Origin of the sequence: Streptomyces sp. NPDC015532, from assembly GCF_043078065.1 — a bacterium.
Lineage (GTDB): Bacteria > Actinomycetota > Actinomycetes > Streptomycetales > Streptomycetaceae > Streptomyces.
This window is the reverse complement of the sequence record NZ_JBIBSY010000002.1, coordinates 817,982-840,369: the sequence shown is the minus strand read 5'-3', so window position 1 is coordinate 840,369 and position 22,388 is coordinate 817,982. Positions and strand designations below refer to the sequence as shown.

Sequence of the window (22,388 nt, the reverse complement as noted above, 5' to 3'; positions counted from 1 at the left end):
ATCAAACAACCGCGGGACCGCACGGCACAACCATCGGTTGTGGAGTTAGGGTGGTTGTGTGGACCTCGACGCCGTCCGGACGTTCGTCGCCGTCGCCGACGCGGGGCAGTTCCAGGAGGCCGCCGCCGAACTGGCGGTCACCCAGCAGGCCGTCTCCAAACGCGTCGCGGTGCTGGAGCGCACCCTAGGTGTGCGGCTCTTCACCCGTACACCGCGAGGCGCCGAGCTCACCATCGACGGCCAGGCGTTCCTGCCCCACGCACGTGAGCTGCTGCGCGTGTCCGAACGCGCGGTCGCGTCCGTGCGCACCGGCCGCCGTCCGCTGCGCGTCGACATCATCGCCTCGCGCGGCGCCGCGTCGGGCCTGATGCGCGGCTTCCACCGTACGTACCCCGAGGTCGACCTCGACGTGGTGATGCTCTTCGACATCGAGACGGCCGTCGCCGCCGTCCGGTCAGGTGCGATCGACGCGACCTTCCGCGCGGTCGCCGTGCCGGGCAGGCCCCTCCCCGAGGACATCGAGGCCGTACGGGTGCTCGACGAGCCGCTCCAGCTCCTCACCGGCGCCGCCCACGCCCTGGCGGAAGCCCGGTCGGTGACCGTCGCCGAACTCGTCGGCCACCGGATCTGGATGCCGGGCATCGTCCCAGGGACCGAGTGGGCCGTGTACTACGACGACCTGGTCGCCGAGTTCGGTCTGACCATCGAGGCGACCGGCCCGAACTTCGGCTCCGACGCGCTTCTCGACACCGTCGCCGACACGCCGGCGCTCGCCACCTTCATGGGAGAGCAGACCCTTCCCCAGCTCGCGCAGGGAGGTGCCCCCAACGGCTGGCCCGCCGGCCACGGCCTGCGCCTGATCCCGGTGACCGACCCGACCCCCGTCTACCCGCACTCGCTCCTGTGGCACCGCGACAATCCCCACCCGGCGCTGGCCACGCTCCGCGCCTACCTCGCCGCCGCCGCTGCCGGCCACGAGACGGCCGGGACCTGGACCCCGGGCTGGGTGATTCCGCGCTGAACGCGGGTTCTACGGTCGTTCCTCGCCGCCGGGGCCGCGGTCCTCGACCCAGTTCTTGTGGGCGCTGGATCCCTCACGTCCGGGGGAGATCTTCAGCACGGCCTCGTTGTCGATCTGCTCCAGACTGGTGATCACGTAGGGGGTGCCGGTCTTCACCGCGAGCCGGATGCCGCCGTTGGCGTACTCCGTCACCCGCAGCGTCCGCCCGCCCGACAGGGGGATGTCCCGCTTGCCGACTTCCTGTGGTCTCTCGTCCGCCTCAGCCACGACCGGCCCCTCGTCTCGCACGGATGGGAAGAGCGTCACCCTACGCCGCCCCCGCACCGGCCGGTCAAGGCGAAGCGGGCCCGTCGGCCGTGGCTCGCAGGAGCTGGTCCAGCGACGTCGCCCGGTGACCGGTGAGGTCCTCGACGGCCGTGGTCACGGTGGCGAGCGACCCGTCGGCGATCGCCGCGTACGTGGACACCCAGGCGTCGAGCTGCCAGTCGGGCGCCCCGTACCCGGCGCGGGAGGCGTACGCCTCCTCGGTCGTCTCCGGGACGTAGGAGACCGGCCGGCCGCCGACGGCGGTGAGGATCCAGGCCACTTCGGTCAGGGTGAGGGCCTGCGGTCCCGTGAGCTCGTACGTGCGGCCGGTGTGCGGACGCGGATCGAGCAGGACCGCCACGGCGGCGTCGGCGATGTCGTCCTGGACGACCAAGGCCGCTCTTCCGTCACCGGCCGGCCCGCGGATGGCGCCGTCGTCTCCCACGAGAGAGGGCATGAAGTCGGCGTACAGGTTGTCACGCAGGAAGGTGAAGGGGATGCCGGCCGCACGGATGTGCTGTTCGGTGTGCCAGTGGTCCCGGGCCAGAGTGAAGGTCGCGTCGGGCGCGGCCCCGTAGAAGGAGATGTAGACGAGGTGAGCGACACCGGCCTGGGCCGCGGCGTCGATGAAGGTGCGGTGGTCCTGGAGCCGGGCGGGGGACTCCGAGGCGGAGACCATCAGAACGCGGTCGGTGCCCCGCAGGGCGCGCACGAGGGCCTCGCGGTCGTCGTACGCGCCGGGTACCACGATCGCGCCGGGTAGCTGCGGAGCGCGGGAGGGGGTGCGGGCCAGGAGGGTCTGCGCGATTCCGGCGGCGGCGAGCCTGCGCGCGATCCGCCCGCCCAGACGGCCGGAGGCTCCGGTGATCGCGTAGGTGGCATCGGTGGGGGCCAACGTTCTCCTCCTTGAGCGGGCGCGGGCGCCGATTCCGCCACGGTGGCCGTGACGGCGACGGCGGGCAGGCGGTCGGCCGGTGGTCGTCCGGTCCGCGGGGTGGCGGATGCGGGTGAAGGGTTACCGGACGAGTGTGACGGGTTACCGGACGAGTGTGACGGTGGTTCGGCGGACGGGCGCGGCGGCCCGCCGGTGAGCTCGCGGATGTCGGTGGGGGAGCGGCAGGGCCGACCGAGCCGGTGCTCAGCCGGCTCCCCAACTCCCATACAAAATAGCTGTGTTCGGCCCGGGTCAGATCTCGACCGCCGTGTACGACTCGACGTAGGAGTCACCGTCGGCGCCGTAGTACGTGCAGGTGCGTGCCGCCAGGTCCACGTCGTACCTGACGACTCCCGCTTTCCAGCAGCCCTGGACGAACTCGGGGAAGGTGGTCCGGCCCGCCTGGTCGGCGCGCAGTGCCTCGACCAGCCCGGCACGGTCGAACGGCGGAACGTCGACCGTGCCGGTGATCAGTGGCTCCCCCTGAACCGCGACCGGGCCGGCGGTGGTCACGTAGACCATCGCGTTGGACGGCACCGCCATCGCGCAGCGGGTGACGCCGGCCTGGCGCAGCACCTCGGCGAGGTGGGGGAAGCCGCCGGCCTGGGGGCGGACGGCGTCCGCGCGCGCCATCGCGGCCCGCAGATTGCCGATCGCGTCGGTCATGGTGCTCTCCCGGAGAGGTGATGTGCGGACGCCGCGGAACGGTTCACGGCGGTAGTACGATGACAGCAAACTTACAGAACGACAATATGTTGTCAAAGTGACGTTGCCGATGAGGAGAGAGGTGGCCGGCGTGCCTGATGTGCCGGACGAGATGGCCTTGCTGGTCGCGGACGTCTATGAGGCCGCCGGCGCGCTGCGCAGGTCGGGGGAGGCGATCGCGGCGGCCGAAGGGCAGACGCAGGCGCGCTGGCAGGTCCTCAGCGCTGTCTCCGGCGAGCCCCTGTCCGTCGCCCGGGCCGCCCGCCGCCTGGGCATCACCCGCCAGGGGGTCCAGCGCATCGCCAACGACCTCGCCCGCGACGGACTGGCCGACTTCCGCCCCAACCCCGATCACCGGAGCTCACCGCTCCTTGGCCTCACCCCCCGAGGACGCCGGGTACTGGACGGGATCACCGACCGCGCCGCAGCCGCCCACCGCGTGCTCTCCGCCGACATCGCCTCCGCCGACATCGTCACCGCCCGAGACCTGCTGCGCCGCGTGATCGAGCAAGTACGGCAGAGGGAAGGCGAGTAGGTGTCCCCGAGGCAGCATGATCGCGTGGGAGCAGATCATTCGGGACCAGTGCTGGTTGGGTGGGTTCGCCCGGATCGGACTGCCGCCGACGGTGTCAGACCTGGATGAGACCGTTGCCGCATGACTGACACCGACGACGCAGTATCCGACGCCGAACAGACTGTCATCGCGCGATACCAACTGGCCGACGACGGCTTCGGCGAGCCACACCAACGGACCACTGTCCGCCAGGCCCAAGAGCGCTTGAGCAAGGCCATCGACCAGGCCGGCGTCGGCGAGTTCGACGGAAACGAGTTCGGAGGCGGCCAGGTCGCCCTCTACGCCTACGGCCCTGACGCCGATGCCCTGTACGGCGTGATGGCGCCAGTCCTGCGCGAGCTCCCCTTCCGCCCGGCGCACGTGATTCTGCGCTACGGATCAGCGGCCGATCCCTCGACCCCCGAACGTCGCCTGCCCCTCTGAACGAGCGAACCGCCTGTCCCCGGCGAAGCGGGGTCCGGGGGAATGAGGCGAGGTCTCCCGGCCCGGCCCGACGGCGACACGGTGCACCCGGCCCCGCTCCTTCCCGCCGTACGCAGACCGGAGTCAGCGAGATGGACCGTCCTCTTCGGGGCCCACGTGGCGAAGGACTGTCTCGTGCTCGCCTGCTGCGACGAGCCCGTCGATGACCTTGACCATCGACGGCACACCCGCGTCGCGGACGATGAGGCCGTCCCAGCACCACCAGTAGTCGCCTTCCGGTTCGCCTGCCCGCCGCTGACGGTCCATGATTCGGCGCACCTCATCGAGAGTGAACACGGTTCCCGACCAGCGATCCCCGTCATCGCGGATGACCCACATGTCCACGTTGCAGACCTCGTCGAGGTCCTCTCCGGCACTGGGGACGAAGCAGATCTCGTATCCGTCACGCCCGACCCGGTAGAAGGGGCCGTCCCACATGCTCGCTCCGTAGCGTTCTGTCGCACGCCGTCTTCATGAACGAAGCCGGACGGCGGACCAGTACACCATGCTCCGTCTGAAGGCGGAGAAGATGTGGCAGGTTGAAGAACAAGCCAAATACCTGTTCCTGAACTTCAGCCGACGTGATCAGTGCCCAGGTAGCGTCGGAGTCAGGGGGATGCGATGAGCTTGGTCAGGGGGACGCCATGAACTTCGACGAAAGCGAACCGCAATCTGTTCGCGAGCAGCGCTTCGCGGCAGAACGGGCCGAACGCAGAGCGGCTCGCAAGGTTGTGTCGCTCGACCTGCGGGGAGCCCACGTCGGCACGGTCATCGTGACCGTAGCCTTGGTCCTCCTCGGCTGGTACGGCAAGCTGGTCGCTCTGGGCATCGTCAGCGGGGTCTTTCTGCTCTGGTTCGCCGCGGCCCTCGCGTGGGCCCACGCGGACGGGGACCACGGTCGACACGCACTCCAGCGGGCGTACAACGTCACCTTCGGCTGGGGCGACGGGTTCTGAGCATCAAGGCCAAGGCAGCGGGGGCGACTTGACGAGCGCTGTCGCCCCGGTGACGACGAGGCGTCCGCGGCTGCCCTGGCTGCCGTCCGCAGTGGCGCTGCATACGTTGTGTGGGTTGGGACCTATCCCGGTGAGCTGTATGCCCGGACCTATGGGCGCCGACTTCGGCACACGCGGCGGAAGGGCGTCGAGACCTTGGGGCTGGAACGAGCGGTGCAGCTCCTCGACCGACATGACCAACCTGTGCGCCTCGGGCGGGTCAAAGCTGCTGATGGGGCATGGGTCTTCATACTCTTCCTCACCAAAGACAGCAGCGCACTCGTGGCCTGCACTGGAGTACGGCAGACGAGCCCCTGTCCGGTGTCGTTGATGTCATCGCGTGCGCCGCCGGCCCCTGGGCGCGAGGCCAGTCCTGGTTGGGAGCGGTTCAGTCCAGAAAGTAGGACCAGAACGGGACCGCGGCGTACTGGTGGTCTTCCGGAGTGGGCATGGGACGACGGAACTCGTTGTGGAAGTAGTCCACCAGATCGGTGCCGTAGCAAATGATGTCCGTCTGGTACATCGACAGCACGGGCGTGCCCGTACGGTTCGGCTCCGCCAGCAGGTACCGGTGCGAGTAGACCGGCACCATCACCGGGACCTTGGCCAAGTGGACGCGAGCGACCTTCAAGGCGTCCTGAGTGTCCACCGGTCGTGGATCCCACTCCGGATGCCAGAAGCCGTTGTGTTCCACGTCGAACAGCACACCGTGGACCGGCCAGGCCAGCATTGCCTCCAAGTCCTCCGCGTTGCCGTCCCGCCAGTCGGGCCAGCGGCCGCCCGTTGGTAGTCCCATACCCAAAAGCGTCCGGTGCTCCGGAGCGAAGCGGAACCCCCAGCGCTCCTCGACCTGGTCGAGTTCACGCGCGCTCATTCCTCGCTTGATCTCGACCCGGGTAGGGAGCATGGCGAGCAACGCCTGGGCGTCATCTGAGGTCAGGGGATTCTCGGGGCTGATCGGAGTCATACGCGGAACGGTAGGCCATCAGTGAACCTCGGCTCCCCGTGATGCCGCCGCCTGACCCAGGGCGTCAGGACCTGAGTCGATTCTGCTGAGGATCGAAGCAGATCAGCCCCATCGAGTCCGCCAGGGCCGCTGCCCAAGCAGAGACCTCCTCGCACCTGCTCCAACCCATCGGGAAGTAGACCAGCGGTCCACCGGCGCCGGCGATCAACGGCCACGCGGCCCAAGGTGAGGCGTCATCAGTCGCGTCACCCCACCGCTCAGCAAGCGCGGCAACGTAAGCAGCGATGCACTCGGTCGGAGGAGAGGTCATCTCGGCGTCCAGGTAGCGGTCGAAGAGATCCGTGAAGATTCGACCGGCGGTCCTGTCGTCCGCCGGCCGCTCGCCTTCCCAGACGGCCAAGTCGTAACTCATGCCCGGAGGCTCTCACGCCGCGATAGCACCAGCAGCTCTTCCCCGACCGGAGGGGCGTGAATAGGGTGTCGTGATGCCTACGGATCATTTCACCTGGTCGTCGCTCCCTGCCGAGGGCTTCCCCTTTCCTGAAGGCGTTCCGGCATCCCGGCTCAGTGATGAGTTGTCGGCCATGCTCGTCTCCCGCGACCCCAAGGTCCGCGATGATCAGGCATACACGGCCGCCGCCCGCTGGATAGGTGAAGGCTGTCTCGATGAGGTCCTGGAGAACCTCGGGGACACGGCCGCGGATCGCTTGACGCACCCCGAGATCCAGGCGCGGACGTTCGCGCCGCTCGTCTTGCGATGCGTGCTGGCGCGCACAGTGGCCGCTCCCGGCGCCGTGCCGAAGGCCGCCGCCGAGCGTTGGTATGCCCCCTTCACCACCTGGTATCCGGCTGAGCGCGACACCCGTGGCTGGGACGACTCCCTGGGCTGGCTGCACGCCGTCGCGCATGGCGCCGATGCGGCCGCGGCGTTCGCGCAGGCGTTGCCCGGTCGGCGCGCGGAGTTGCTGGAGCTGTGTGCCCGCCGGATGACGGCTGCGGTCGACTACCGGTATGTCCAACTGGAGGATGCCCGTCTGGCCCGTGCGATCGGCCGCATCCTGCTCGTGCCCGGCCTGTCGGCTGAGCAGGCCACGGGGTGGCTGAGCGTGGTGACCAAGGCGCTGGAGGCCGGCGGTTATGGTCCGGTACCTCCGTGGGCGTTCAACACGTTTGCGACCCTTCAGTCGCTGCATCTGCATCTGACCCGCGGCCTCGCCGAGGGAGGGGTTCCTTCCCAGGCTGCCGTCGTTGCCGAGGAAGTGGCCAGCATCCTCCGCCTGCCCTATCACTGGCTCGCGTGACAGGGTCCGCAAGCCGGTTCCGGGCTACCGATGATCTCGGCGTGGTGTCTTCGGAAAGGTACAAGCCCTCGCAGTCCAGGGCCCATCTCCTCGCGACATCACGTCGTAAATCCCAGTAACGCCGCACCGAACTCCACGACGCCGTCAAAGCAGGCCAGGGCCCCAGCGGGCTGCTTCAGAACGTTGGTACCCTCCGCACCTACGGCGAGGCGGGGGAGATGATCGTGGGAGCCGTTCCGTCGAGCCCTCCGCAGCGTCGCCGGTTCAGCGGAACCGGCCTGGGTGTCCTCTTCGGTGGGCTGACCGCGGTGGTGTCCACTGCTGCGATGGCGAGAGCATGGGCTGCTTGTGACATCGGCAGCAACGCGGCAGCCAACGGCCTGACTTTGCTGTTGCTTGCGCCTCTCATATGGATCGCCGCCGCGGTTCCGTGGGTGATCCTGCACAGCACCCTCGGAACACGTCACCGCAGGACAGCCCTGATTGCAGGGCTCATCTTCACCCTGTGGTTCACCTGGTTCCTTGTCACATGGCTCGGCATGCCGGACTCCTACCCCGCTCCGTTGTGCCCGGGCAACGTCCCACCCTGGTGGCCGAGCTTCATCCCAGCATGACTCCGGCGCAGCCCGTGAACGATCTCGGCACCGGCAACCTACACAACAGCACCCCGACCAGCCGCTGTACGCCGGCAAGATCGATCCACGGGTTCGTTCGGTCGAGCGGCTCTCACACGGCCTCGCGCTTCTGCCGGTAGGGGGTGCGTGATCGCTCAAGGCCGCCTCTGTCCAACTTCGTTGATGTCAGCTGGTCATGTCAGGTTGGATAGCCCGATGGAGAGTATTGAGGTCGAACTGCTTACAGGCGGTGGCAACGACGCCGTGGTGCGCATGCCCGGCAGACGGTTCCCCGGGGTCTTGGTGCAGGGCGACTCCCTTCACGTTCTCCGCAGCGACGTCTCCGACGTAGTGGAGGCATGCGAGCGTGGCGACCTGGATGAAGCTCGGGAGTCCGCCGGCCTTCTCCTGGCGGACTTGGACGCTCTGCTCGCGCGGTACGAAGCCGCGTTGAGCGAGCACGGGATTCCGCGACCGTACTGAACTGTCGGGACATCAGCTTGGGAAGCTGAGGTGATCTGGGGGTTACTCCGAGGCTGACCTGTTGCTGAGTGCTGTCGGCGTCTGGTGTGAGGCCAGTTGGTTCACCGGCTCGACATCGGGCGCCTGCGATTCGTGGCCGATGTCATGACGTCGTCCCGCGCGGTGGTCTCCGCGGTGCCGGCGCCCCGTCCAGACGCATGGACGAGCGCGAGCTGACAACAGACCGCTCCACCGATTCCCTCGGCCTCGTCAGGTGCGAGGTCGAGGGAACACCGGCGCGACCTGGGAATCCGTGCCTCGGGCGGCGCGGGGCGGGCGCCTACGATCCCGAGCGCAAACCCAGAACGCTGTGCTCCACCACACCCGAGGGAAGATCACTCTTTCCCGAAGCCCTGGCAGACAGCTCCACAAGGCCGGCCCGGAGTTCGGTGGCGGGCTCACCAAGGATGATCGCACTGATGACCAACTCCATCATCAGGCGGTTGTACTCGTCGCTCATGTTCCGACAGCGCTCCCCGTCGGCCTCCACCACAGCGGAGGTGATCCTCCTGCCGCCACCGGCCAGCGGGGCAAACGACACCTCGTACACGCCGTGACCGGTCCAACTCCGGTGCATGAAAAGGACATCGCCTTCAACGAAGACGTTCCACTTCTCATCCATGTCCCGGGCTCGATATCCGCGCCGGATTCGGCCCCAGTCCTCGTCAGTCCAGACGCGATCCGGCAGCTGAGCCACCGGACGGGGCGAGCTGATCGGATGGAGGCGCCGGAACGTCTCTCGGGCGAGCGGGGCATCGGCAGTCATGACGTGATCTTACGGAAGCGTTGCCCGACCGGGGCAGCGAATTACCTCCAGGGAACGTGACCGTTCCAGGGCTGTCCCCGCCGGCAAGACCCACCTCGCCTCCGGGCCTGTCAGGCCGGCCTCAGGGCCTTGCGACCGGCGCGCTCACCGCAACGGCGCTCCTGAAGTCGCTCAGCGTGAGCACTATGCGGATGTCCGGGTCGGACGCGAAGTGGACGACTTGACGTACGCGCGTGATCCTGCCGTCCTTGTCGACCCATGCGTCGGCGTCGACGGCGGTGGCGGGACGCAGGTTGCGCCCGCTGATCTTGTCGACCGATTCGATGTCTCTCGGGGTGAGCCGCGCCGACACCCGGATGGGTTCGCTGTCGCGGTGCACCAGGCCGCCGTGAGTGAGGACGAGGCGCACGTACTGTGGAAGCCGGTCCACGGGAACGCCGCCCTTGGCTGTCGACGCGGGGAACTCCTGCCACACACCGTGGGAGCCGGTCGCACGCCGGTACACCTTCTGCCGGGTCATCACGACGTCTTCGGTGTACTGCTCGGTCTCGTCCGTAGTGCGCCCCGTCAAGGGCGCGTTGAGGTTGATTCGCCCGGCCATGTGTTGCAGTTGTTTGGCCCCGGATCGCGTGACGGCGTCGAGTGCAGCCGAGTAGGGAGTGTCGTCGGCTGCGGCCAGCCGGTCGAGGACCACCTGCCGCCCGGCTGTCGGTCGCGCGGGCGAGCCCGAGGCGCATCCGGAGAGCATCAGCCCCGAGAGTGCCAGAACCAGAGTCGCCGTCCGGTGGTGTATCAAGAGTGAATCCTCGGAGTACCAGGCCGGGAGACAGCGATGCTCCAGGCCACAGGGTGGATGGTGGTGTCATCCTTCCCTGCGGCGGGAAGCGGTGGCCTACCGGGGTGGTGGCGTGATCGAACGTGCCCGCTGGACGGTTGCGGACCGCCGGAGGTGCCCAAGAGGCACGCGCTTCGGTGGTGCTCTCGGTCGGTGCTACGGCTCCGGTGTTGTCAGCCATCGGCCCGGGTGTCCGGGAGGTAGTTGGAGATCTTCGCGTACGGCCGCGTAGTAGCCTTCGCGGCCCATACGTTGACGTTCCAGGAGTGCTTGCCATGCCTGGGGATCGCGGGTGCCCGCGCGCTGGAAGCCTTCCATCTCCATCACCACGGTCACCCATGCCCGGGCGCAGTCGACCACTTCGCGGCTGCCCAGCATGAGCAGGGCCTCGCCCGGAGGATCGCGGTCGTCGGTGGCCCGGGCCATGAGCGGTTCGGCCTCGGCGAGGGGCAACGGGTGCGGATGCGGGTCGTTGCCTATGTGGGCGGCGACACGGTAGGTGAGGGTCACCGACTTCTTGAGCGACCGCGCGTACTCGGAGTACACGGCGAGACGCCGCTCTTCCCAGCGCTCCGCCCGATCCCGTTTGAAGCGCTCGCGGTCGCTGCGGACGAGCGCCAGATACGAGCCCAGGGCGCCGATCACGACGCCTACGAGCGCCGGGAGTTGCTGAAGGAAAGCGGACATGATCGCACCGTACCGACCGCGTGTCCGGTACGGGCGACTTCCCGTCCGCTCGGACCGCCGAGCACCATCGGAGTGGGCCGCGGCCATAAACCACGGCCAGGGCCACGACAGCAGCCGCAGCCGCCGACGCGACCGCAGCCGCCCACGCGACTGCGGCCGGCTCGGTCGGTCAGGGCAGGATCTCGACGTACCCGTCGGTGCCGTGCACGCGGATCCGCTGTCCGTCCCGGATCAGCCGGGTGGCCCGCTCCACGCCCACGACAGCCGGCAGACCGTACTCCCGGGCGATCACCGCTCCATGCGTCATCAGACCGCCCACCTCCGTCACCAGCCCCGCGACCGCGACGAACAGCGGGGACCAGCTCGGGTCCGTGAAGGGTGTGACCAGGATGTCGCCCGGTTCGAGATCCGCGTCCGCCATGTCGAGGATGACGCGGGCCCTTCCCTCGATCGTCCCGGCGGATACGGGCAGCCCGACCAGAGCGCCGTCCGGTACGTCGTCGCGCCGGTAGGCCCCGGTGAGCGCCTCACCGTCCGAGGTGAGCACCCGGGGCGGTGTCAGCGCCTGGTACGAGCGGAACGCGTCCTTGCGCCGCTGGATGAGCCGGTCGTCCACCCGGTTAGTGCGCACGACGTCGTGGAACTCCTGGAACGTCAGGTAGAAGACGTCCTCCTTGTCGTGCAGCACGTCGGCCCGCACGAGGCGTCCCGCCTCCTCCAACAGGGCCCGCTTGTAGACGAAGGAGCGGCTGACGATGCCGTACTTCGGGTACTCCCGGTACCCGGCGAAGGCCCTGACCTGGTCGATCATCCGCTTGGTCTCGTCGGCCCTGCGGTCACCGTCCGGCAGCGACCGCAAGCGTGACAGCACCTCCCGTTCCTTCTCCCACGCTTTCAGCCGCCCCTGCTCGAAACGCCGTTCGGCGGCGCCCGGTTCGAAGTTCCTGACGTTGTCGAGGATCACGGGCACCAGGGCAGCGGGACGCTCACGCCACCGCGGCCGCGTGATGTCGATCTCGCCGACGCAGCGCACGCCGTACCGGTCGAGGTAGGCCTCGATGGTGTCGCGGGCCTCGGTCCCGCCCGGGAGCTTCGCCAGGTCGTCCAGGAAGTCGTCGTCCTCGACGTCCTGGAGGAACGCCACCACCTCCGGTCGCGAGCGGACCACGTCGGCGACGTCGAGCAGTTCCAGGCCCATCTCCGACGTGATGTTGTCGGGAGCGGACAACGTCAGGGTGTCTGCCGCGTTCTTCTCGCCCAGCCACTCACCGAGCTTGTCGTTGAGCCACCACGTGGCCTCCATCCCCGCCATGATCGCCCGGATGTTCAGCGGATCACCGAGGACCCGCTTGTGTTCCTCGAACGCCTCCAGAAGGAAGTCGAACAGCGCCGGTCCGGTCTTCGTCCGGATGCCGCTCTCCAGGGCGGCGACGGACGCCCGGCTGCGCTCGATCAGCTCGGTGACGATGGCGGGATCGGCCTCGGCCGGAACCGGCGCACGGCCCGGCGGCGACCCGCCGGGCCCCGTGTCCGGGAGCGAGGGTACGAAGCCGTCGCGGTCGAGGACGGTCTCCAGAGCGTCTCTGACCAGCGGATCTCCCTTCCCCATGACGTCCAGGAGGGCGGCGCGGCTCGCGGGGGAGGCCAGGCGCCCGGTGACGTCGACGAACAGCCGCCCGCCGGCCTCGTGCATCGCGACCATCGCCGTCAGCTGCCACATGGAGTAGCCCAGGGGCTTCATGGCGTCGGTCATCATCTGCTGATGGCCGACGGAGACGTAGACGTGGTTCTCGCGGTCGCCGGCCTCGGGAACGGGGAACAGCGTGGTGATCGGGCGGCTCTGCACGATGTGGAAGCCGTCGTCGGCCAGGCACCACTCGATGTCCTGGGGGTGGCCGAAACGCGCCTCGATCCGCCGGCCCAGCCGCACGAGCCGTACGACCTGTTCATCCGTGAGTGCCGGCTGCTCCTGCCGCGGCGCGTCGATCACCACTTCCCGCGTACCACCGGCCGGGAGGGCCTGAACGGCACGCTGTTTGGCGGCGATCGTCCTGGTGACGATCTCGCCGTCCCGCACGGCGAAGACGTCCGGGTTCACCAGTCCGGAGACCAGGGCCTCGCCGAGACCGAAGCCGGCGTCCACGGTGGAGACCTTCCGGTTGCCCGTGACGGGGTCGGCGGTGAACAGGATGCCGGCCGCGTGCGGGAAGACCATCCGCTGGACGACGACCGCCATGTGGACCGTACGGTGGTCAATGCCGTTGCGCCGGCGGTAGGTCACGGCCCGCTCGGTGAACAGTGATGCCCAGCACCGGCTGATGTGCCGGAGGATCTCCGTCGGCCCCACGATGTTCAGATACGTGTCCTGCTGGCCGGCGAAGGAGGCCGTCGGCAGGTCCTCCGCCGTCGCGCTGGACCGCACGGCGCAGGCGGCTCGCTCACCGAGCCCGGCGAGCGCGTGCCTGACCGCCGCCGCGAGATCGTCCGGTACGACGATCTCTTCGATGGTCCGGCGAATCCGCGCGCTGAGCGTGCGGACCGCGTCCCGGTCGTCCGGGTTCACACGCGACAGCTCGTCGATCAGGTCACCGATCGACGGGACCTCCGCCATGATCCGCCGGAAGGCGTCCGTCGTCACACAGAAGCCGTCCGGTACACGGACGCCTTCGATCCGCGACAGCCCGCCCAGATGCGCGCCCTTGCCGCCGACGACCGCGACCCGCGTCTGATCGACCTCTTGAAGATCCAGTACGTACCGCTCAGTCATGGCGCTGCCTCCGAGGCGACCGTGTTCCGTCGTACCGCGATGTCCGATCACCGGCGCCTCCCACTCTGTCGAACTTCTTGCCGGGCACGTCTTTCATCCCTGGTTGCCTTCCCGCTGACGTGCCGTCCGGCCGCTCCGCCATCCGGGCGGCGCGCACCCCGCGCCGCCGCGGGTCGGGGCACAGACCGACGATTGTGCGCGCTGACCAGGGCCTTGCGGCAAGCCCCCCAGTGCGCTATAAGTTGAGAGAGGCAAGGAGAGGACTCTCCTTGCCCTTTCGTATTCTCAGGCCCCGAGGGATTTTCAGGCCACGAGCAGGCGGAGTCCGAGTTCCGCCGCGTCGAGGGCGACGAGGTCGCGGTTGCGCTCGGCCCACCGGCCCGAGGACAGATCGTCGCGGAGCCGGGCCACCGCCCGCAGTTCGGCCTGGGGCCCGACCCTGGTCCATACGGACACCGCGCGGCGCACGGGTTCGTCCAGGTACGCCTCGGGCCGGCGCCAGTACGCCTCGAAGAAGCCGTCGGCGCAGTCCCACGGAATGAGCACCGGCTCAGCGCGGCCTCCGATCGCCCGGGTCAGGTCGGCCAGTGAAGGCCAGCCGACGAGAAGGTCGGCGAACTCGGGCAGGTAGTCGCGGATGAGCCAGAACCGCTCACGCCAGGCGGGGGTACTGGCGTCGTACGTGACCACCACCACGCGCCGGGCCACGCGCCGCATCTCGCGCAGCCCGGCGATCGGGTCCCGCCAGTGATGGACGGTGCTGAACGCCATCGCCGCGTCGAAGGACCCGTCCTCGAAGGGAAGGCTCTCGGCATGCGCGGCCACGCACCGCGCCGCGCCCGTGGGACGCTGCGCCCGCATGACCGCCGACGGTTCCACCGCGGTCACGTCGCGGTCCGGGGGCTCGTAGGAGCCGGTGCCCGCGCCGACGTTCAGGACCGTGCGGGCGTCCCCGAGGGCATCCCAGACCCGCGCGGCGATCCGCGGCTCCGTCCGTCGCGTCGCCGGATAGTCGGACCCGATGGCGTCGTACAACTTCGCGCCGAACATGGTCAGTTGCTCTTCCGGTGTCGTCCTGATCCCCATGGCCCGTGCCTCCAGTTCCCTGTCTATCGCCGTCACCGTGGCCGCCGCGCGGTCGCGCTGTTCCAGCAGGAGGCCGCGCAACCGGTGCAGGTGCGCGACCGCGTCGGTGGCCGGATCGTCGACCAGGCGCGCGATCTCCCGCAATCCGAAGCCCAGCCGTCGATAGGCGAGCACCTCCCGCAGTCGCTCCACGTCGGCGGCCGAGTAGGCCCGGTATCCGGCAGCGGTCCGCGCGGACGGCCGTACGAGGCCGATCTCGTCGTAGTGATGCAGCGTGCGGACGCTCACGCCGGCCAGCCCTGCCACGCGTCCCACGGTCAGGTGTTCCTCCACACCACCGACCATGCGGCATGACGCCGCGTGAGGGTCAAGGCGCCCGCCACGGCTGCGCCCTTGTCAACGCGCAAGGGGGCCTTGATAGTTGATCTGTTCGATGAGGCCGATGACTTGGGGGGCAGCGGTGCGGCGTACGGGGAGTGAGGCGGAACTCGGTGAGAGACGCGGGAGTTACCCGATAGCGGGCGTCATGGGTGGCGTTCTTCAGATGCTCCGGCGCTTCGTCGTGCTCTTCTTTCTCTTCACCCTGGGGTTCATGATCATCAAGAGGCCCCACGGCGCGCTCTTCAAGTGCCTGGTCTCGGTGGCCGTGATCCTCGGCCTGCTCGGACTGCGGGCCGCGTGGGGCTGGGTGTCCGTGCGGGTCGGGGCGCGCCTGTGCCACATCCACACCGGCGGCCTCGCCGTCACCGGACTGTTCGGCCAGGTGAAGCACTCCGTTCCGTGGGACACGATCACCGAGCTGAGGCACATGTCCAACCTGTCGCCCCTGCTCACCTTCCACCGGTTCGAGCTGGTGCGGCGCGACGCCCGGACCGTGGCGATCCTCGTCCTGCAGGCGAAACCGGAGTTCGTGCCGGCCTTGCGGAGGGCGTCGGAGCTGGGCGGGCTACGCCCGGAGCGATGAGCCCGCCGCTCGCGTGCCGGTGCCGGTGCCTCGTCCCGTCCTGCGGCCCGTCGGACAGGCGAGTTCGTCAGAGGCGCGAGTTCCTCAGACGCACGAGCTCGTCAGATGCGCCGGGACCGGATCACGTCGGCGGCGCCGAACACGTCGTTCTTGCCCGCGATGAGGTCCTTGCAGAGCTCGACGAGTTCTCCGTACGGGCTGTCGAGTCCCTCGCCGCTGGCGTGCATGTAGGCGATGGCCACGGCGCACGCGAAGCGGACGTTCAGCGAGGGAAGCGGCCGCAGCAGGAGCAGCGTGTGCAGCAGGGCCGCCGCGCGCCATGACGCGTCGGGGTCGATGCCCAGGCGAGGCGGATCGACGCGGTGCCGCGCCACCGCCGCGACCAGCGCGGAGAAGTCGCTGATGTGGGGCTGGTCGGGAAGTGCCGTTTCGTGCTGCCGCAGGAGCCAGCGCACGTCGATGTGTACGACGGGAGCCATGGGGTTCAGGCAGCCCTGCCTGTCGCGCGGGTGACCGGACCGTCGTCGATGCCCGCGGCGGCGATGGCATCGGCCAGCGCGGGATCGTGGAAGACGCTCTGGAAGACCGTCGCGCCCTCCTGGAGTGCCCGGTGGTGGGCGATCGCGTTGGCGGTGGACGCCCTCACGAAGGCTTTCATCGGCATGTTCTGCTCCTGAGCGATCGCCCGCAGGTCCGCGAGTTCCGCATCGGAGAATTCCACGTTGAGTGCTGCCATGACGGCAGGGTACCGCCGAGGTACCCCGAGCTCAATCATCCCAGGTCAGAGCTCATGCATCCGGTACCTCCAGCGCGGTGCCGGGCGTCTCGTCGCCGATGTCGCCGACGAGGAAGAGCCTGAGGCGGCACGCGTCCTCCGCCTCGACGCCCACCTGTCGTCCCCGGTGGGCGGAGAGCCGGTGCGCGATGTCGACCAGCCGTCGGCGTCGCGCACCGGACGGCCCGGGTGCTCCGGGACGGGAGCCGTGCCGGGCCGCAGGTCACTCGTCGCCGTCGGCGCGCGGATGTTCCACGCGGGAGAGCCAGGTGGTGAGCAGCGTCTCCAGTGACGCGGCCTCGGCCGGCGGGAGCAGATCCAGCAGGTGGCGTTCGTTGCGCATGTGGTCGGTGAACGCCTGGTCGATCAGTTCGCGTCCGGGCCGGGTGAGCGCGACGATCCGGCCGCGTTGGTCGTCGTCGGAGCGGCGGCGGGTGACGAGTCCGGCCCGCTCCAGACGGTCGATCCTCTTCGTCATCGCGCCGGTGGTGACCATGGTGTGGGCGGCGAGTTCGCCGGGCGCCCGTTCGTAGGGTTCACCGGAGCGGCGCAGTGCGCACAGGACGTCGAACTCGCCCTCGCTCAGGCCGTAGCGGTCGTAGACGAGGCACAGCTCCTCGCTGAGCCGGTCGGCCAGGCGGTGCAATCGGCCGATCACCCCTTGCGGGGTCGTGTCGACGTCGGGGCGCTCGCGGCGCCACTCCGCCTGGATGCGGGCCACGCGGTCCAGGGTCTCATCGTGCTCCATGACTTCATAGTAGCTTCCCGGGAAGCTATAGTAGCTTCCATGGAAGCTAATCTGCGATGGGTGGCCCTGACCGCGGTCGCGCCGGTGGCCTGGGGAGCCAACTACTTTGTGACACGCGAGTTCCTGCCGGCCGACCGGCCGCTCTACGGGGCCGCCCTGCGCGCTCTGCCGGCCGGGCTTGTCCTGCTCGCCCTGCGCAGACGGCTCCCGCGCGGCGCGTGGTGGTGGCGCTCCGCGGTGCTCGGGCTGCTCAACATGAGCGTGTTCTTCGTCCTCGTCTACGCGGCTTCCCAGCTGCTTCCGACGAGCGTCGCCTCGACCGTGATGGCGGTGGCGCCGCTGACGATGATGCTCATCGCCTGGCCCCTGGTGTCCGAGCGGCCCCGTCCCGCCCATCTGGCCGGCGCCGCGATCGGTCTCGGCGGGGTCTGCCTCATGCTGCTCTCCGGGGTGGACACGGTGAGCGTTCCGGGAATCCTCGCCTCGGCGGCCGCGATGCTGGTGTCGTCCTTCGGATACATCCTGGCCAAACGGTGGAACGCCGGTGCCGACGTGCTCGCCTCGACCGCCTGGCAGCTCACCGCCGGGGGACTGTTCCTGCTGCCGGTCGCCGCGGCCGTGGAAGGCCGTCCGCCCGCGCTCTCCGGGCAGACGCTTCTCGCCTTCGGCTTCGCCTCCCTGATCGCCACCGCGCTGGCCTTCGTCGCCTGGTTCACCGGGCTGCGGCATCTGCCCACCGGGACCGTCGGACTGATCGGACTGCTCAATCCCGTGACCGGCGTACTGCTCGGCACGGTGGTCGCGAAAGAGGCGTTGACCCTTCAGCAACTGGGCGGCCTGGTGCTGGTCCTGGCCGGAGTCGTCCTCGGCCGCCCCCGGCCCGCGATCCAGCGTGACACCGGCCGGACAGCCCACCGCAGATATCCGACGCGTGTCCGCAACGAGTGATCCCCGCGGGGGCCGGCCTGTGCCGCGGGCGGCCGCCGCCGCTCCTGCTCCAAGCCCGGAGCGGGAGCGACGCGGCGACGGGTGAACCCTGCGGCCCGGGCCGCTAGGGGTGCGTCTGTACGGAGAACTCGTTGCCGTCGGGGTCGAGCAGCAGGACGCCGTCGCTTCGGCCCTCGCCGGTGGACGTACGCGTCGCGCCGAGCGAGACGAGGCGGTCCACCTCGGCCTTCCGGTCGGCGCCCGCGGGGAGTGCCAGCTCCAGATACAGCCTGTTCGTGCCCGTCTTCGGTGCCACCGGGGGACCACCCCAGGTGATCTTCGTACCGCCGTTCGGCGACTGGATCGCGGTCTCCTGGTCCTGGTCCCAGACCAGCGGCCACCCCAGCGCCTCGCTCCAGAAGCAGCCGACCTCCCGCGTACCGTCGCAGGCCAGCGCTCCGATGACTCCGGTGTCGGCGAGGAACTTGTTGCCCGCCTCGATGACGCAGAACTCGTTGCCGTCCGGATCGGCGAGCACCACATGTCCCTCTTCCGGGAGCTGGCCCACGTCGATGTGCTCGCCGCCGAGTTCCAGGGCCCTGGCGACCGTCTCCCGTTGATCCTCCGGGGAGGCGCTCGTCAGGTCGAAGTGTGCCCGGTTCCTGCCAATCCTCGGTTCCTGGCTCGGCAGGAAACGGATGCGGAACCCCGCCGTGTCCCGGGGCAGGATCGCGACCTCGTCGTCCGGGCCGTCGGCGCGTTCCCAGCCCAGGACGCCGGACCAGAACCGCGCCAGGTCCGACGGCCGGGTGGCGTTGAAGCAGATCGCGAACAGTCGACTGGTCATACCCCGTGCAACTCCGATCCACTGACGGTCGATGCGACGCCGTGCCCTCCGTGCGCGTGCAGCCTAGGGAGCGACGCGTGGGAACCGCATCCGAGTTTCCGCGGCGAGGGGGCCTTGATCGCCTTCGCCAGGGTGCACCGCCCACCCCGGAGTCAGCCGATGCAACCGGGCCCCGCGTACAGCCGACCCGGCCTGCCCTGGTCGAAGGGAGCCGGCCGGAGTGGTGTGGCACCATCCCCACCGTGGCCGATAGCAGGGAAGACGTGGACTGGTCCGGACTGTTGCACGCCGAGGGGCCGGCGTCCGACACCCCGCGCCGTCTGGCAGCGCTCCTCGGTGACGACGTGAAGGCCTTCGTCGACGGGTACACGCACCTGTGGTCGACGACGCTTCGCCGGGAGGGCAGGGCCTGGCCCGCGACGGCGCCCACCGCGGCACTGGTCGCCGAGCTCCTGGACGATCCGCTGCTGGGGCCCGACGATCCCTCACTGCCGGACGCGATGCTCGTCTATCTGTACGTGGTCGGGGTCGCCGCCGATCTCGGCGAAGGGGCCGCGGAGATCCGTGCCCGGGCCGAGGACCGGGCAGGGGAGCTGAGAGCCTGGACCGACGCCCATCTGTCGGACGATGCCGACGGCCGGGCCCGCATGTGGCAGGACGGTACGGGGCTGGGCGAACTCGTCCTCGATCAGGCGGCGCTCGCCTGCTTCGACCTGGTGCCCGCCCTCCTGCGGCGAGCGCTTCCGCACCGCGCGTCGGAGCGGGCCCGGCGCGGCACGTGTGCCGCCGCGGCCGTCGGGTCACTGGCCCGGCATCCCTCGGCGTCGGCGCACCGTCCAGAGCTGCTGGACCGCTTGACGTCGATGGCCCGGGCCGCCGCGTCGCCGTACGACCTGGCGACGATCCTGATCGCCATCGGCCACCTCGGCGGCGACACCCGCCCCTGGCTCAGCGACCCGCACGCGGGTGTACGGGGCTGCGCGGCCCTCGCTCCCGGCCTCACCGGCGACGACGTGGCGGAGCGGGTGCGGCTGGAGCTGGCGGGCTCGCCGCGCGCGTTCGGCGAGTCCTTCGGCGACATGGCTCCGCCGCTTCAGTTCCAGTTCGCGCCGTACCAGGACCTGCTCACGCCCGCGGGGCTCCTGCGGCCCGATGAAGCCGGGAGGCCCACGCCCGGCGGCGCGGCGTCCTAGATCCTCGACGGCCGGCTACGGCACCTGTGCGGGTGAGGCGTACGGCTTTCGCTGCCGCTCAGCCCCGGCGGGTTCTCTCGACGATCCGGCCGATGACGGCGGCGGCCTGTTCCGGGTGCTCCTCCAGCCATGTGCCGAGGTGTGCTCGGACGGCGTCCCGGACGCAGGCGTGCACGGCGCCGGTGTCCTGGACGCCAGGGTGTACGGCGTCGCCGTCGCCGCCCAGACGGGTGCGCGTGGCCCCGTAGAACAGGGGGCTGTCCAACTTGACCGACACGACAGCCGTCAGGCCCTCGCCGATCAGGTCGAAGCCCGGTCGGGGATCGGTGGCCGTCAGCAGCTGGTGCTTGCGGGCGTACTCGTCGACAGCGGCCGTCACCCCGTCACGCAGGCCCGTCTCGTGCGTGCCGCCCTCGTAGGTGCGCAGGCTGTTGGCGAAACCGCGGACGGTCTCCTCGTGGGTGTCGGACCAGCGCAGGGACACTTCGACCGTCCCCGCCATCCGGGCGTCCTCCTCCTCGAAGGCGATGACGTCCGGATGCAGACGTGCCCCTGTTTCCAGGCCGAGGCCGGCGACCAGGTCCCGCGCCCGGTCCGGAAACAGGAACTGGACGGACCGGGCCTCGACTCGGTCGCGTTCGTCTGTCAGCGACAGGCTCAACCCCCGGTTCAAGAGGGCCACTTCCCTGAAGCGGTTCTCCAGGTCCGGGCACGAGGCGTGCGTCGTCTCGAAGATCTCGGCGTCGGGCCAGAAGGTGATGGTGGTCCCGCTTTGGGTCGTCGCCCCTGCGGCCGCGGGCGGGGCGACCGCGATGCCACGCACGTACTCCTGGACCCAGTGGCCCGCCTCGCGTCGCACCTCGACCGTCAGGCGGCTCGACAGGGCGTTGGCCACGGCTGGTTCGGAGCTCATGGGGCTCATGGCCACGGTGCGACGGCCGCGAGGGGTTCGGACCTCGGGGCGCAGGCGGGTCAGCAGGTCTTCGAGCCCGGGACCGCCGGTGTGACCTGCCGCTTCCACGGGGATCCCTGGCCCGTCGTCGGTCACCCGGACACCGCCGTCGGCCGTGAGGGTGACATCGACGCGTCCGCCGCCGTGGCCGGCCAGGGCGTCGTTGACCGCCCGCTCGACGACGTCGAACACCAGGTGACGCAGACCCCGTTCGCCGGTCGAGCCGACGAACATTCCCGCCCGCTTCCGAATGAGTTCCGTTCCCTCCGGCAGCCGGGGGCGAGTTACCTCGGCTCCCGTGGATTCGCGACGCATGAAGACCCCCTGTGATGGTGTCCGGCAGAGCTCGTCACGGTACGCGGAAATCCGTAAAATGCCAGGTCATAGGCCCTTTGCTGAAGCTTCAGGCCGGCGGGTGAGGACCTGCGCGCCGATGGGTGGTCCCGGGGGCGCGGAGAGCCGTCGCATCGCGTCGGTGGTCCCGGCGAGGCCTCGGACGACACCGTTTCGGGTGACGCCGAGGCCTCTTTTTTCAGGGCTCGGGCTCGGCCCACGTCCTCGGCTCACCGGGGCCAGAACTGGGCGAGGGCTCCTTCTCTGTACGGGGCGGGGCTGACGCTGAGTTCGCCGGCGAACGGGCGGTCCAGGACGAAGACCAGGAGCAGGCTGAAGCCGACGAGCCCGGCGACCGAGGCGACGAAGAGCATCTGGACCCTCAGCTTGCGCATGCCGTAGAGGAACGTGAGGGGGATGAGGACGAGTGCACCGCCGAACGCCAACACCTGGAGCAGCGGGGGGAGTTCCTGGCGTGCCATGGTGATGCGGGCGCGCCGCTGGGAGGCCACGTCGTCGAGGTGGGCGACGGCCTCCTCGTAGAAGACCTGCTCGCTCTGGCTTGTGGGGTCGTATTCCTGGAGTGCCTGGAACGCGTTCCGGAGGTGGGCTTCCGTGGCCCCGTAGCTGGGGTCTCCCGCACGCATCCGGGGCCACTGGTCCTCGACGACCGCGTGGACGTAGCCGCTCATCGAGGCGTCGAGACGCGCACGTACCGGTTCCGGGAACGCGGCGGCGTCCCGGGTGATGAGCGCGGCGTCGGTGGCCTCGGACGCGACGATGGTCTGGGTGTCCTCCAGTTGGGTCCAGAGGGTGACGATGACGAAGGCGAGGATGATCCCGTAGATCGCGCCGAACATGCCGAGGGTCACCCCGACCATCTCGTTGTGCTCACCCCGGGCCACCGAGGGATACCGGCGGCGCAGCAGGACACTGCCGCCGACGGCGAGGAGGACAGTCCCTCCGACGATGACGACGGCCAGGGTCGACGTGCTGAGGTGGTTCAGCAGCCAGAGCGAGACGTGGGTGGAGTCGAGAGGGGACACGACTGCGCAAACGCACGGTGTTCATGAGCCGCTACGGGTGGGCCGGGCAAGTTCACACCAC

At 69.6% G+C, this 22,388-nt stretch carries 26 protein-coding genes; 9 read left to right on the top strand and 17 right to left on the bottom strand.

What is annotated here, in order from left to right; all coding sequences use genetic code 11:
- Window positions 1-58 precede the first annotated feature (58 nt).
- The gene (locus ACF07B_RS10410; RefSeq protein ID WP_392178575.1) at window positions 59-1,021 is read left to right on the top strand and encodes a LysR family transcriptional regulator; all 963 of its coding nucleotides are present in this window, start codon (window positions 59-61) and stop codon (window positions 1,019-1,021) included.
- A 9-nt stretch (window positions 1,022-1,030) separates the two neighbouring features.
- On the opposite strand, the gene ACF07B_RS10405 is transcribed toward ACF07B_RS10410, so the two are convergent.
- The 3 genes from ACF07B_RS10405 to ACF07B_RS10395 form a co-directional block, all read right to left on the bottom strand.
- Window positions 1,031-1,288, bottom strand: coding sequence for a hypothetical protein (locus ACF07B_RS10405; RefSeq protein WP_369485595.1), 258 nt, complete (start codon window positions 1,286-1,288; stop codon window positions 1,031-1,033).
- A gap of 64 nt (window positions 1,289-1,352) precedes the next feature.
- Entirely contained in the window at window positions 1,353-2,222 is an 870-nt protein-coding gene (locus tag ACF07B_RS10400) for an SDR family oxidoreductase (protein ID WP_392178574.1), read from the bottom strand.
- 291 nt (window positions 2,223-2,513) lie between these two features.
- Complete coding sequence (locus tag ACF07B_RS10395) at window positions 2,514-2,927, bottom strand: DUF1398 family protein (RefSeq protein ID WP_392178573.1); 414 nt, start codon at window positions 2,925-2,927, stop codon at window positions 2,514-2,516.
- A 130-nt stretch (window positions 2,928-3,057) separates the two neighbouring features.
- On the opposite strand from ACF07B_RS10395, the gene ACF07B_RS10390 reads away from it, so the two are divergent.
- Window positions 3,058-3,501, top strand: a complete 444-nt coding sequence (locus ACF07B_RS10390; protein ID WP_392178572.1) for a MarR family winged helix-turn-helix transcriptional regulator — start codon at window positions 3,058-3,060, stop codon at window positions 3,499-3,501.
- 120 nt (window positions 3,502-3,621) lie between these two features.
- The gene (locus tag ACF07B_RS10385; protein ID WP_392178571.1) at window positions 3,622-3,963 is read left to right on the top strand and encodes a hypothetical protein; all 342 of its coding nucleotides are present in this window, start codon (window positions 3,622-3,624) and stop codon (window positions 3,961-3,963) included.
- Window positions 3,964-4,086: 123 nt separating this feature from the next.
- Here the strand turns inward: ACF07B_RS10385 and ACF07B_RS10380 are convergent, their stop codons facing one another.
- A complete protein-coding gene (locus ACF07B_RS10380; protein ID WP_392178570.1) occupies window positions 4,087-4,440 on the bottom strand; it encodes a hypothetical protein in 354 nt (117 codons plus the stop codon).
- A 206-nt stretch (window positions 4,441-4,646) separates the two neighbouring features.
- On the opposite strand from ACF07B_RS10380, the gene ACF07B_RS10375 reads away from it, so the two are divergent.
- A complete protein-coding gene (locus ACF07B_RS10375) occupies window positions 4,647-4,958 on the top strand; it encodes a hypothetical protein (RefSeq protein ID WP_392178569.1) in 312 nt (103 codons plus the stop codon).
- A 427-nt stretch (window positions 4,959-5,385) separates the two neighbouring features.
- On the opposite strand, the gene ACF07B_RS10370 is transcribed toward ACF07B_RS10375, so the two are convergent.
- Complete coding sequence (locus ACF07B_RS10370) at window positions 5,386-5,964, bottom strand: hypothetical protein (RefSeq protein WP_392178568.1); 579 nt, start codon at window positions 5,962-5,964, stop codon at window positions 5,386-5,388.
- A 64-nt stretch (window positions 5,965-6,028) separates the two neighbouring features.
- On the bottom strand, window positions 6,029-6,376 hold the full coding sequence (locus ACF07B_RS10365) for a hypothetical protein (protein WP_392178567.1): 348 nt from the start codon (window positions 6,374-6,376) through the stop codon (window positions 6,029-6,031).
- A 73-nt stretch (window positions 6,377-6,449) separates the two neighbouring features.
- Here ACF07B_RS10365 and ACF07B_RS10360 point away from each other — a divergent pair, with 73 nt between their 5' ends.
- Both ACF07B_RS10360 and ACF07B_RS10355 read left to right on the top strand, forming a co-directional pair.
- The gene (locus tag ACF07B_RS10360; protein WP_392178566.1) at window positions 6,450-7,265 is read left to right on the top strand and encodes a DUF2785 domain-containing protein; all 816 of its coding nucleotides are present in this window, start codon (window positions 6,450-6,452) and stop codon (window positions 7,263-7,265) included.
- A gap of 830 nt (window positions 7,266-8,095) precedes the next feature.
- Window positions 8,096-8,362 (top strand): DUF6959 family protein, encoded by a 267-nt coding sequence (locus ACF07B_RS10355; RefSeq protein WP_392178565.1) that lies wholly within the window; start codon window positions 8,096-8,098, stop codon window positions 8,360-8,362.
- A gap of 319 nt (window positions 8,363-8,681) precedes the next feature.
- On the opposite strand, the gene ACF07B_RS10350 is transcribed toward ACF07B_RS10355, so the two are convergent.
- The 5 genes from ACF07B_RS10350 to ACF07B_RS10330 all read right to left on the bottom strand — a co-directional run bounded on the left by ACF07B_RS10350 (window position 8,682) and on the right by ACF07B_RS10330 (window position 14,887).
- The gene (locus ACF07B_RS10350; RefSeq protein WP_392178564.1) at window positions 8,682-9,167 is read right to left on the bottom strand and encodes a hypothetical protein; all 486 of its coding nucleotides are present in this window, start codon (window positions 9,165-9,167) and stop codon (window positions 8,682-8,684) included.
- Window positions 9,168-9,288: 121 nt separating this feature from the next.
- On the bottom strand, window positions 9,289-9,861 hold the full coding sequence (locus tag ACF07B_RS10345) for a hypothetical protein (RefSeq protein WP_392178563.1): 573 nt from the start codon (window positions 9,859-9,861) through the stop codon (window positions 9,289-9,291).
- Window positions 9,862-10,158: 297 nt separating this feature from the next.
- Window positions 10,159-10,689 (bottom strand): hypothetical protein, encoded by a 531-nt coding sequence (locus tag ACF07B_RS10340; RefSeq protein ID WP_392178562.1) that lies wholly within the window; start codon window positions 10,687-10,689, stop codon window positions 10,159-10,161.
- A 169-nt stretch (window positions 10,690-10,858) separates the two neighbouring features.
- A complete protein-coding gene (gene rph, locus ACF07B_RS10335; protein WP_392178561.1) occupies window positions 10,859-13,456 on the bottom strand; it encodes a rifamycin-inactivating phosphotransferase in 2,598 nt (865 codons plus the stop codon).
- Window positions 13,457-13,759: 303 nt separating this feature from the next.
- Window positions 13,760-14,887, bottom strand: a complete 1,128-nt coding sequence (locus ACF07B_RS10330) for a MerR family transcriptional regulator (protein ID WP_392178560.1) — start codon at window positions 14,885-14,887, stop codon at window positions 13,760-13,762.
- A 181-nt stretch (window positions 14,888-15,068) separates the two neighbouring features.
- Between ACF07B_RS10330 and ACF07B_RS10325 the strand changes: the two genes are divergently transcribed.
- The gene (locus ACF07B_RS10325) at window positions 15,069-15,506 is read left to right on the top strand and encodes a hypothetical protein (protein WP_392178559.1); all 438 of its coding nucleotides are present in this window, start codon (window positions 15,069-15,071) and stop codon (window positions 15,504-15,506) included.
- A gap of 101 nt (window positions 15,507-15,607) precedes the next feature.
- On the opposite strand, the gene ACF07B_RS10320 is transcribed toward ACF07B_RS10325, so the two are convergent.
- The 3 genes from ACF07B_RS10320 to ACF07B_RS10310 all read right to left on the bottom strand — a co-directional run bounded on the left by ACF07B_RS10320 (window position 15,608) and on the right by ACF07B_RS10310 (window position 17,029).
- Window positions 15,608-15,985 carry a toxin Doc gene (locus tag ACF07B_RS10320; RefSeq protein ID WP_369480014.1) on the bottom strand — a complete coding sequence of 126 codons (378 nt, stop codon included), beginning with the start codon at window positions 15,983-15,985 and terminating at the stop codon, window positions 15,608-15,610.
- A 5-nt stretch (window positions 15,986-15,990) separates the two neighbouring features.
- Complete coding sequence (locus ACF07B_RS10315) at window positions 15,991-16,242, bottom strand: hypothetical protein (protein ID WP_369480013.1); 252 nt, start codon at window positions 16,240-16,242, stop codon at window positions 15,991-15,993.
- Window positions 16,243-16,504: 262 nt separating this feature from the next.
- The gene (locus tag ACF07B_RS10310) at window positions 16,505-17,029 is read right to left on the bottom strand and encodes a MarR family winged helix-turn-helix transcriptional regulator (protein ID WP_392178558.1); all 525 of its coding nucleotides are present in this window, start codon (window positions 17,027-17,029) and stop codon (window positions 16,505-16,507) included.
- Window positions 17,030-17,068: 39 nt separating this feature from the next.
- Between ACF07B_RS10310 and ACF07B_RS10305 the strand changes: the two genes are divergently transcribed.
- Entirely contained in the window at window positions 17,069-17,977 is a 909-nt protein-coding gene (locus ACF07B_RS10305; RefSeq protein WP_392178557.1) for an EamA family transporter, read from the top strand.
- Between the two features lie 103 nt (window positions 17,978-18,080).
- Here ACF07B_RS10305 and ACF07B_RS10300 read toward each other — a convergent pair whose 3' ends face one another.
- On the bottom strand, window positions 18,081-18,803 hold the full coding sequence (locus ACF07B_RS10300; protein WP_392178556.1) for a VOC family protein: 723 nt from the start codon (window positions 18,801-18,803) through the stop codon (window positions 18,081-18,083).
- Window positions 18,804-19,045: 242 nt separating this feature from the next.
- On the opposite strand from ACF07B_RS10300, the gene ACF07B_RS10295 reads away from it, so the two are divergent.
- Complete coding sequence (locus ACF07B_RS10295) at window positions 19,046-19,996, top strand: hypothetical protein (protein ID WP_392178555.1); 951 nt, start codon at window positions 19,046-19,048, stop codon at window positions 19,994-19,996.
- Window positions 19,997-20,054: 58 nt separating this feature from the next.
- On the opposite strand, the gene ACF07B_RS10290 is transcribed toward ACF07B_RS10295, so the two are convergent.
- A complete protein-coding gene (locus ACF07B_RS10290; RefSeq protein ID WP_392178554.1) occupies window positions 20,055-21,263 on the bottom strand; it encodes a DNA gyrase subunit B in 1,209 nt (402 codons plus the stop codon).
- A gap of 248 nt (window positions 21,264-21,511) precedes the next feature.
- Window positions 21,512-22,327, bottom strand: a complete 816-nt coding sequence (locus tag ACF07B_RS10285) for a DUF4239 domain-containing protein (protein ID WP_392178553.1) — start codon at window positions 22,325-22,327, stop codon at window positions 21,512-21,514.
- Window positions 22,328-22,388: the final 61 nt, after the last annotated feature.

What these genes read in the sequence shown, in the direction of transcription:
- ACF07B_RS10395 (WP_392178573.1), bottom strand. Translation starts at nt 2,927, where the DNA reads ATGACCGACGCGATCGGCAATCTGCGGGCCGCGATGGCGCGCGCGGAC.
- ACF07B_RS10385 (WP_392178571.1), top strand. Translation starts at nt 3,622, where the DNA reads ATGACTGACACCGACGACGCAGTATCCGACGCCGAACAGACTGTCATC.
- ACF07B_RS10380 (WP_392178570.1), bottom strand. Translation starts at nt 4,440, where the DNA reads ATGTGGGACGGCCCCTTCTACCGGGTCGGGCGTGACGGATACGAGATC.
- ACF07B_RS10375 (WP_392178569.1), top strand. Translation starts at nt 4,647, where the DNA reads ATGAACTTCGACGAAAGCGAACCGCAATCTGTTCGCGAGCAGCGCTTC.
- ACF07B_RS10370 (WP_392178568.1), bottom strand. Translation starts at nt 5,964, where the DNA reads ATGACTCCGATCAGCCCCGAGAATCCCCTGACCTCAGATGACGCCCAG.
- ACF07B_RS10365 (WP_392178567.1), bottom strand. Translation starts at nt 6,376, where the DNA reads ATGAGTTACGACTTGGCCGTCTGGGAAGGCGAGCGGCCGGCGGACGAC.
- ACF07B_RS10360 (WP_392178566.1), top strand. Translation starts at nt 6,450, where the DNA reads ATGCCTACGGATCATTTCACCTGGTCGTCGCTCCCTGCCGAGGGCTTC.
- ACF07B_RS10355 (WP_392178565.1), top strand. Translation starts at nt 8,096, where the DNA reads ATGGAGAGTATTGAGGTCGAACTGCTTACAGGCGGTGGCAACGACGCC.
- ACF07B_RS10350 (WP_392178564.1), bottom strand. Translation starts at nt 9,167, where the DNA reads ATGACTGCCGATGCCCCGCTCGCCCGAGAGACGTTCCGGCGCCTCCAT.
- ACF07B_RS10340 (WP_392178562.1), bottom strand. Translation starts at nt 10,689, where the DNA reads ATGTCCGCTTTCCTTCAGCAACTCCCGGCGCTCGTAGGCGTCGTGATC.
- rph (WP_392178561.1), bottom strand. Translation starts at nt 13,456, where the DNA reads ATGACTGAGCGGTACGTACTGGATCTTCAAGAGGTCGATCAGACGCGG.
- ACF07B_RS10330 (WP_392178560.1), bottom strand. Translation starts at nt 14,887, where the DNA reads ATGGTCGGTGGTGTGGAGGAACACCTGACCGTGGGACGCGTGGCAGGG.
- ACF07B_RS10325 (WP_392178559.1), top strand. Translation starts at nt 15,069, where the DNA reads ATGGGTGGCGTTCTTCAGATGCTCCGGCGCTTCGTCGTGCTCTTCTTT.
- ACF07B_RS10320 (WP_369480014.1), bottom strand. Translation starts at nt 15,985, where the DNA reads ATGGCTCCCGTCGTACACATCGACGTGCGCTGGCTCCTGCGGCAGCAC.
- ACF07B_RS10315 (WP_369480013.1), bottom strand. Translation starts at nt 16,242, where the DNA reads ATGGCAGCACTCAACGTGGAATTCTCCGATGCGGAACTCGCGGACCTG.
- ACF07B_RS10310 (WP_392178558.1), bottom strand. Translation starts at nt 17,029, where the DNA reads ATGGAGCACGATGAGACCCTGGACCGCGTGGCCCGCATCCAGGCGGAG.
- ACF07B_RS10305 (WP_392178557.1), top strand. Translation starts at nt 17,069, where the DNA reads ATGGAAGCTAATCTGCGATGGGTGGCCCTGACCGCGGTCGCGCCGGTG.
- ACF07B_RS10300 (WP_392178556.1), bottom strand. Translation starts at nt 18,803, where the DNA reads ATGACCAGTCGACTGTTCGCGATCTGCTTCAACGCCACCCGGCCGTCG.
- ACF07B_RS10290 (WP_392178554.1), bottom strand. Translation starts at nt 21,263, where the DNA reads ATGCGTCGCGAATCCACGGGAGCCGAGGTAACTCGCCCCCGGCTGCCG.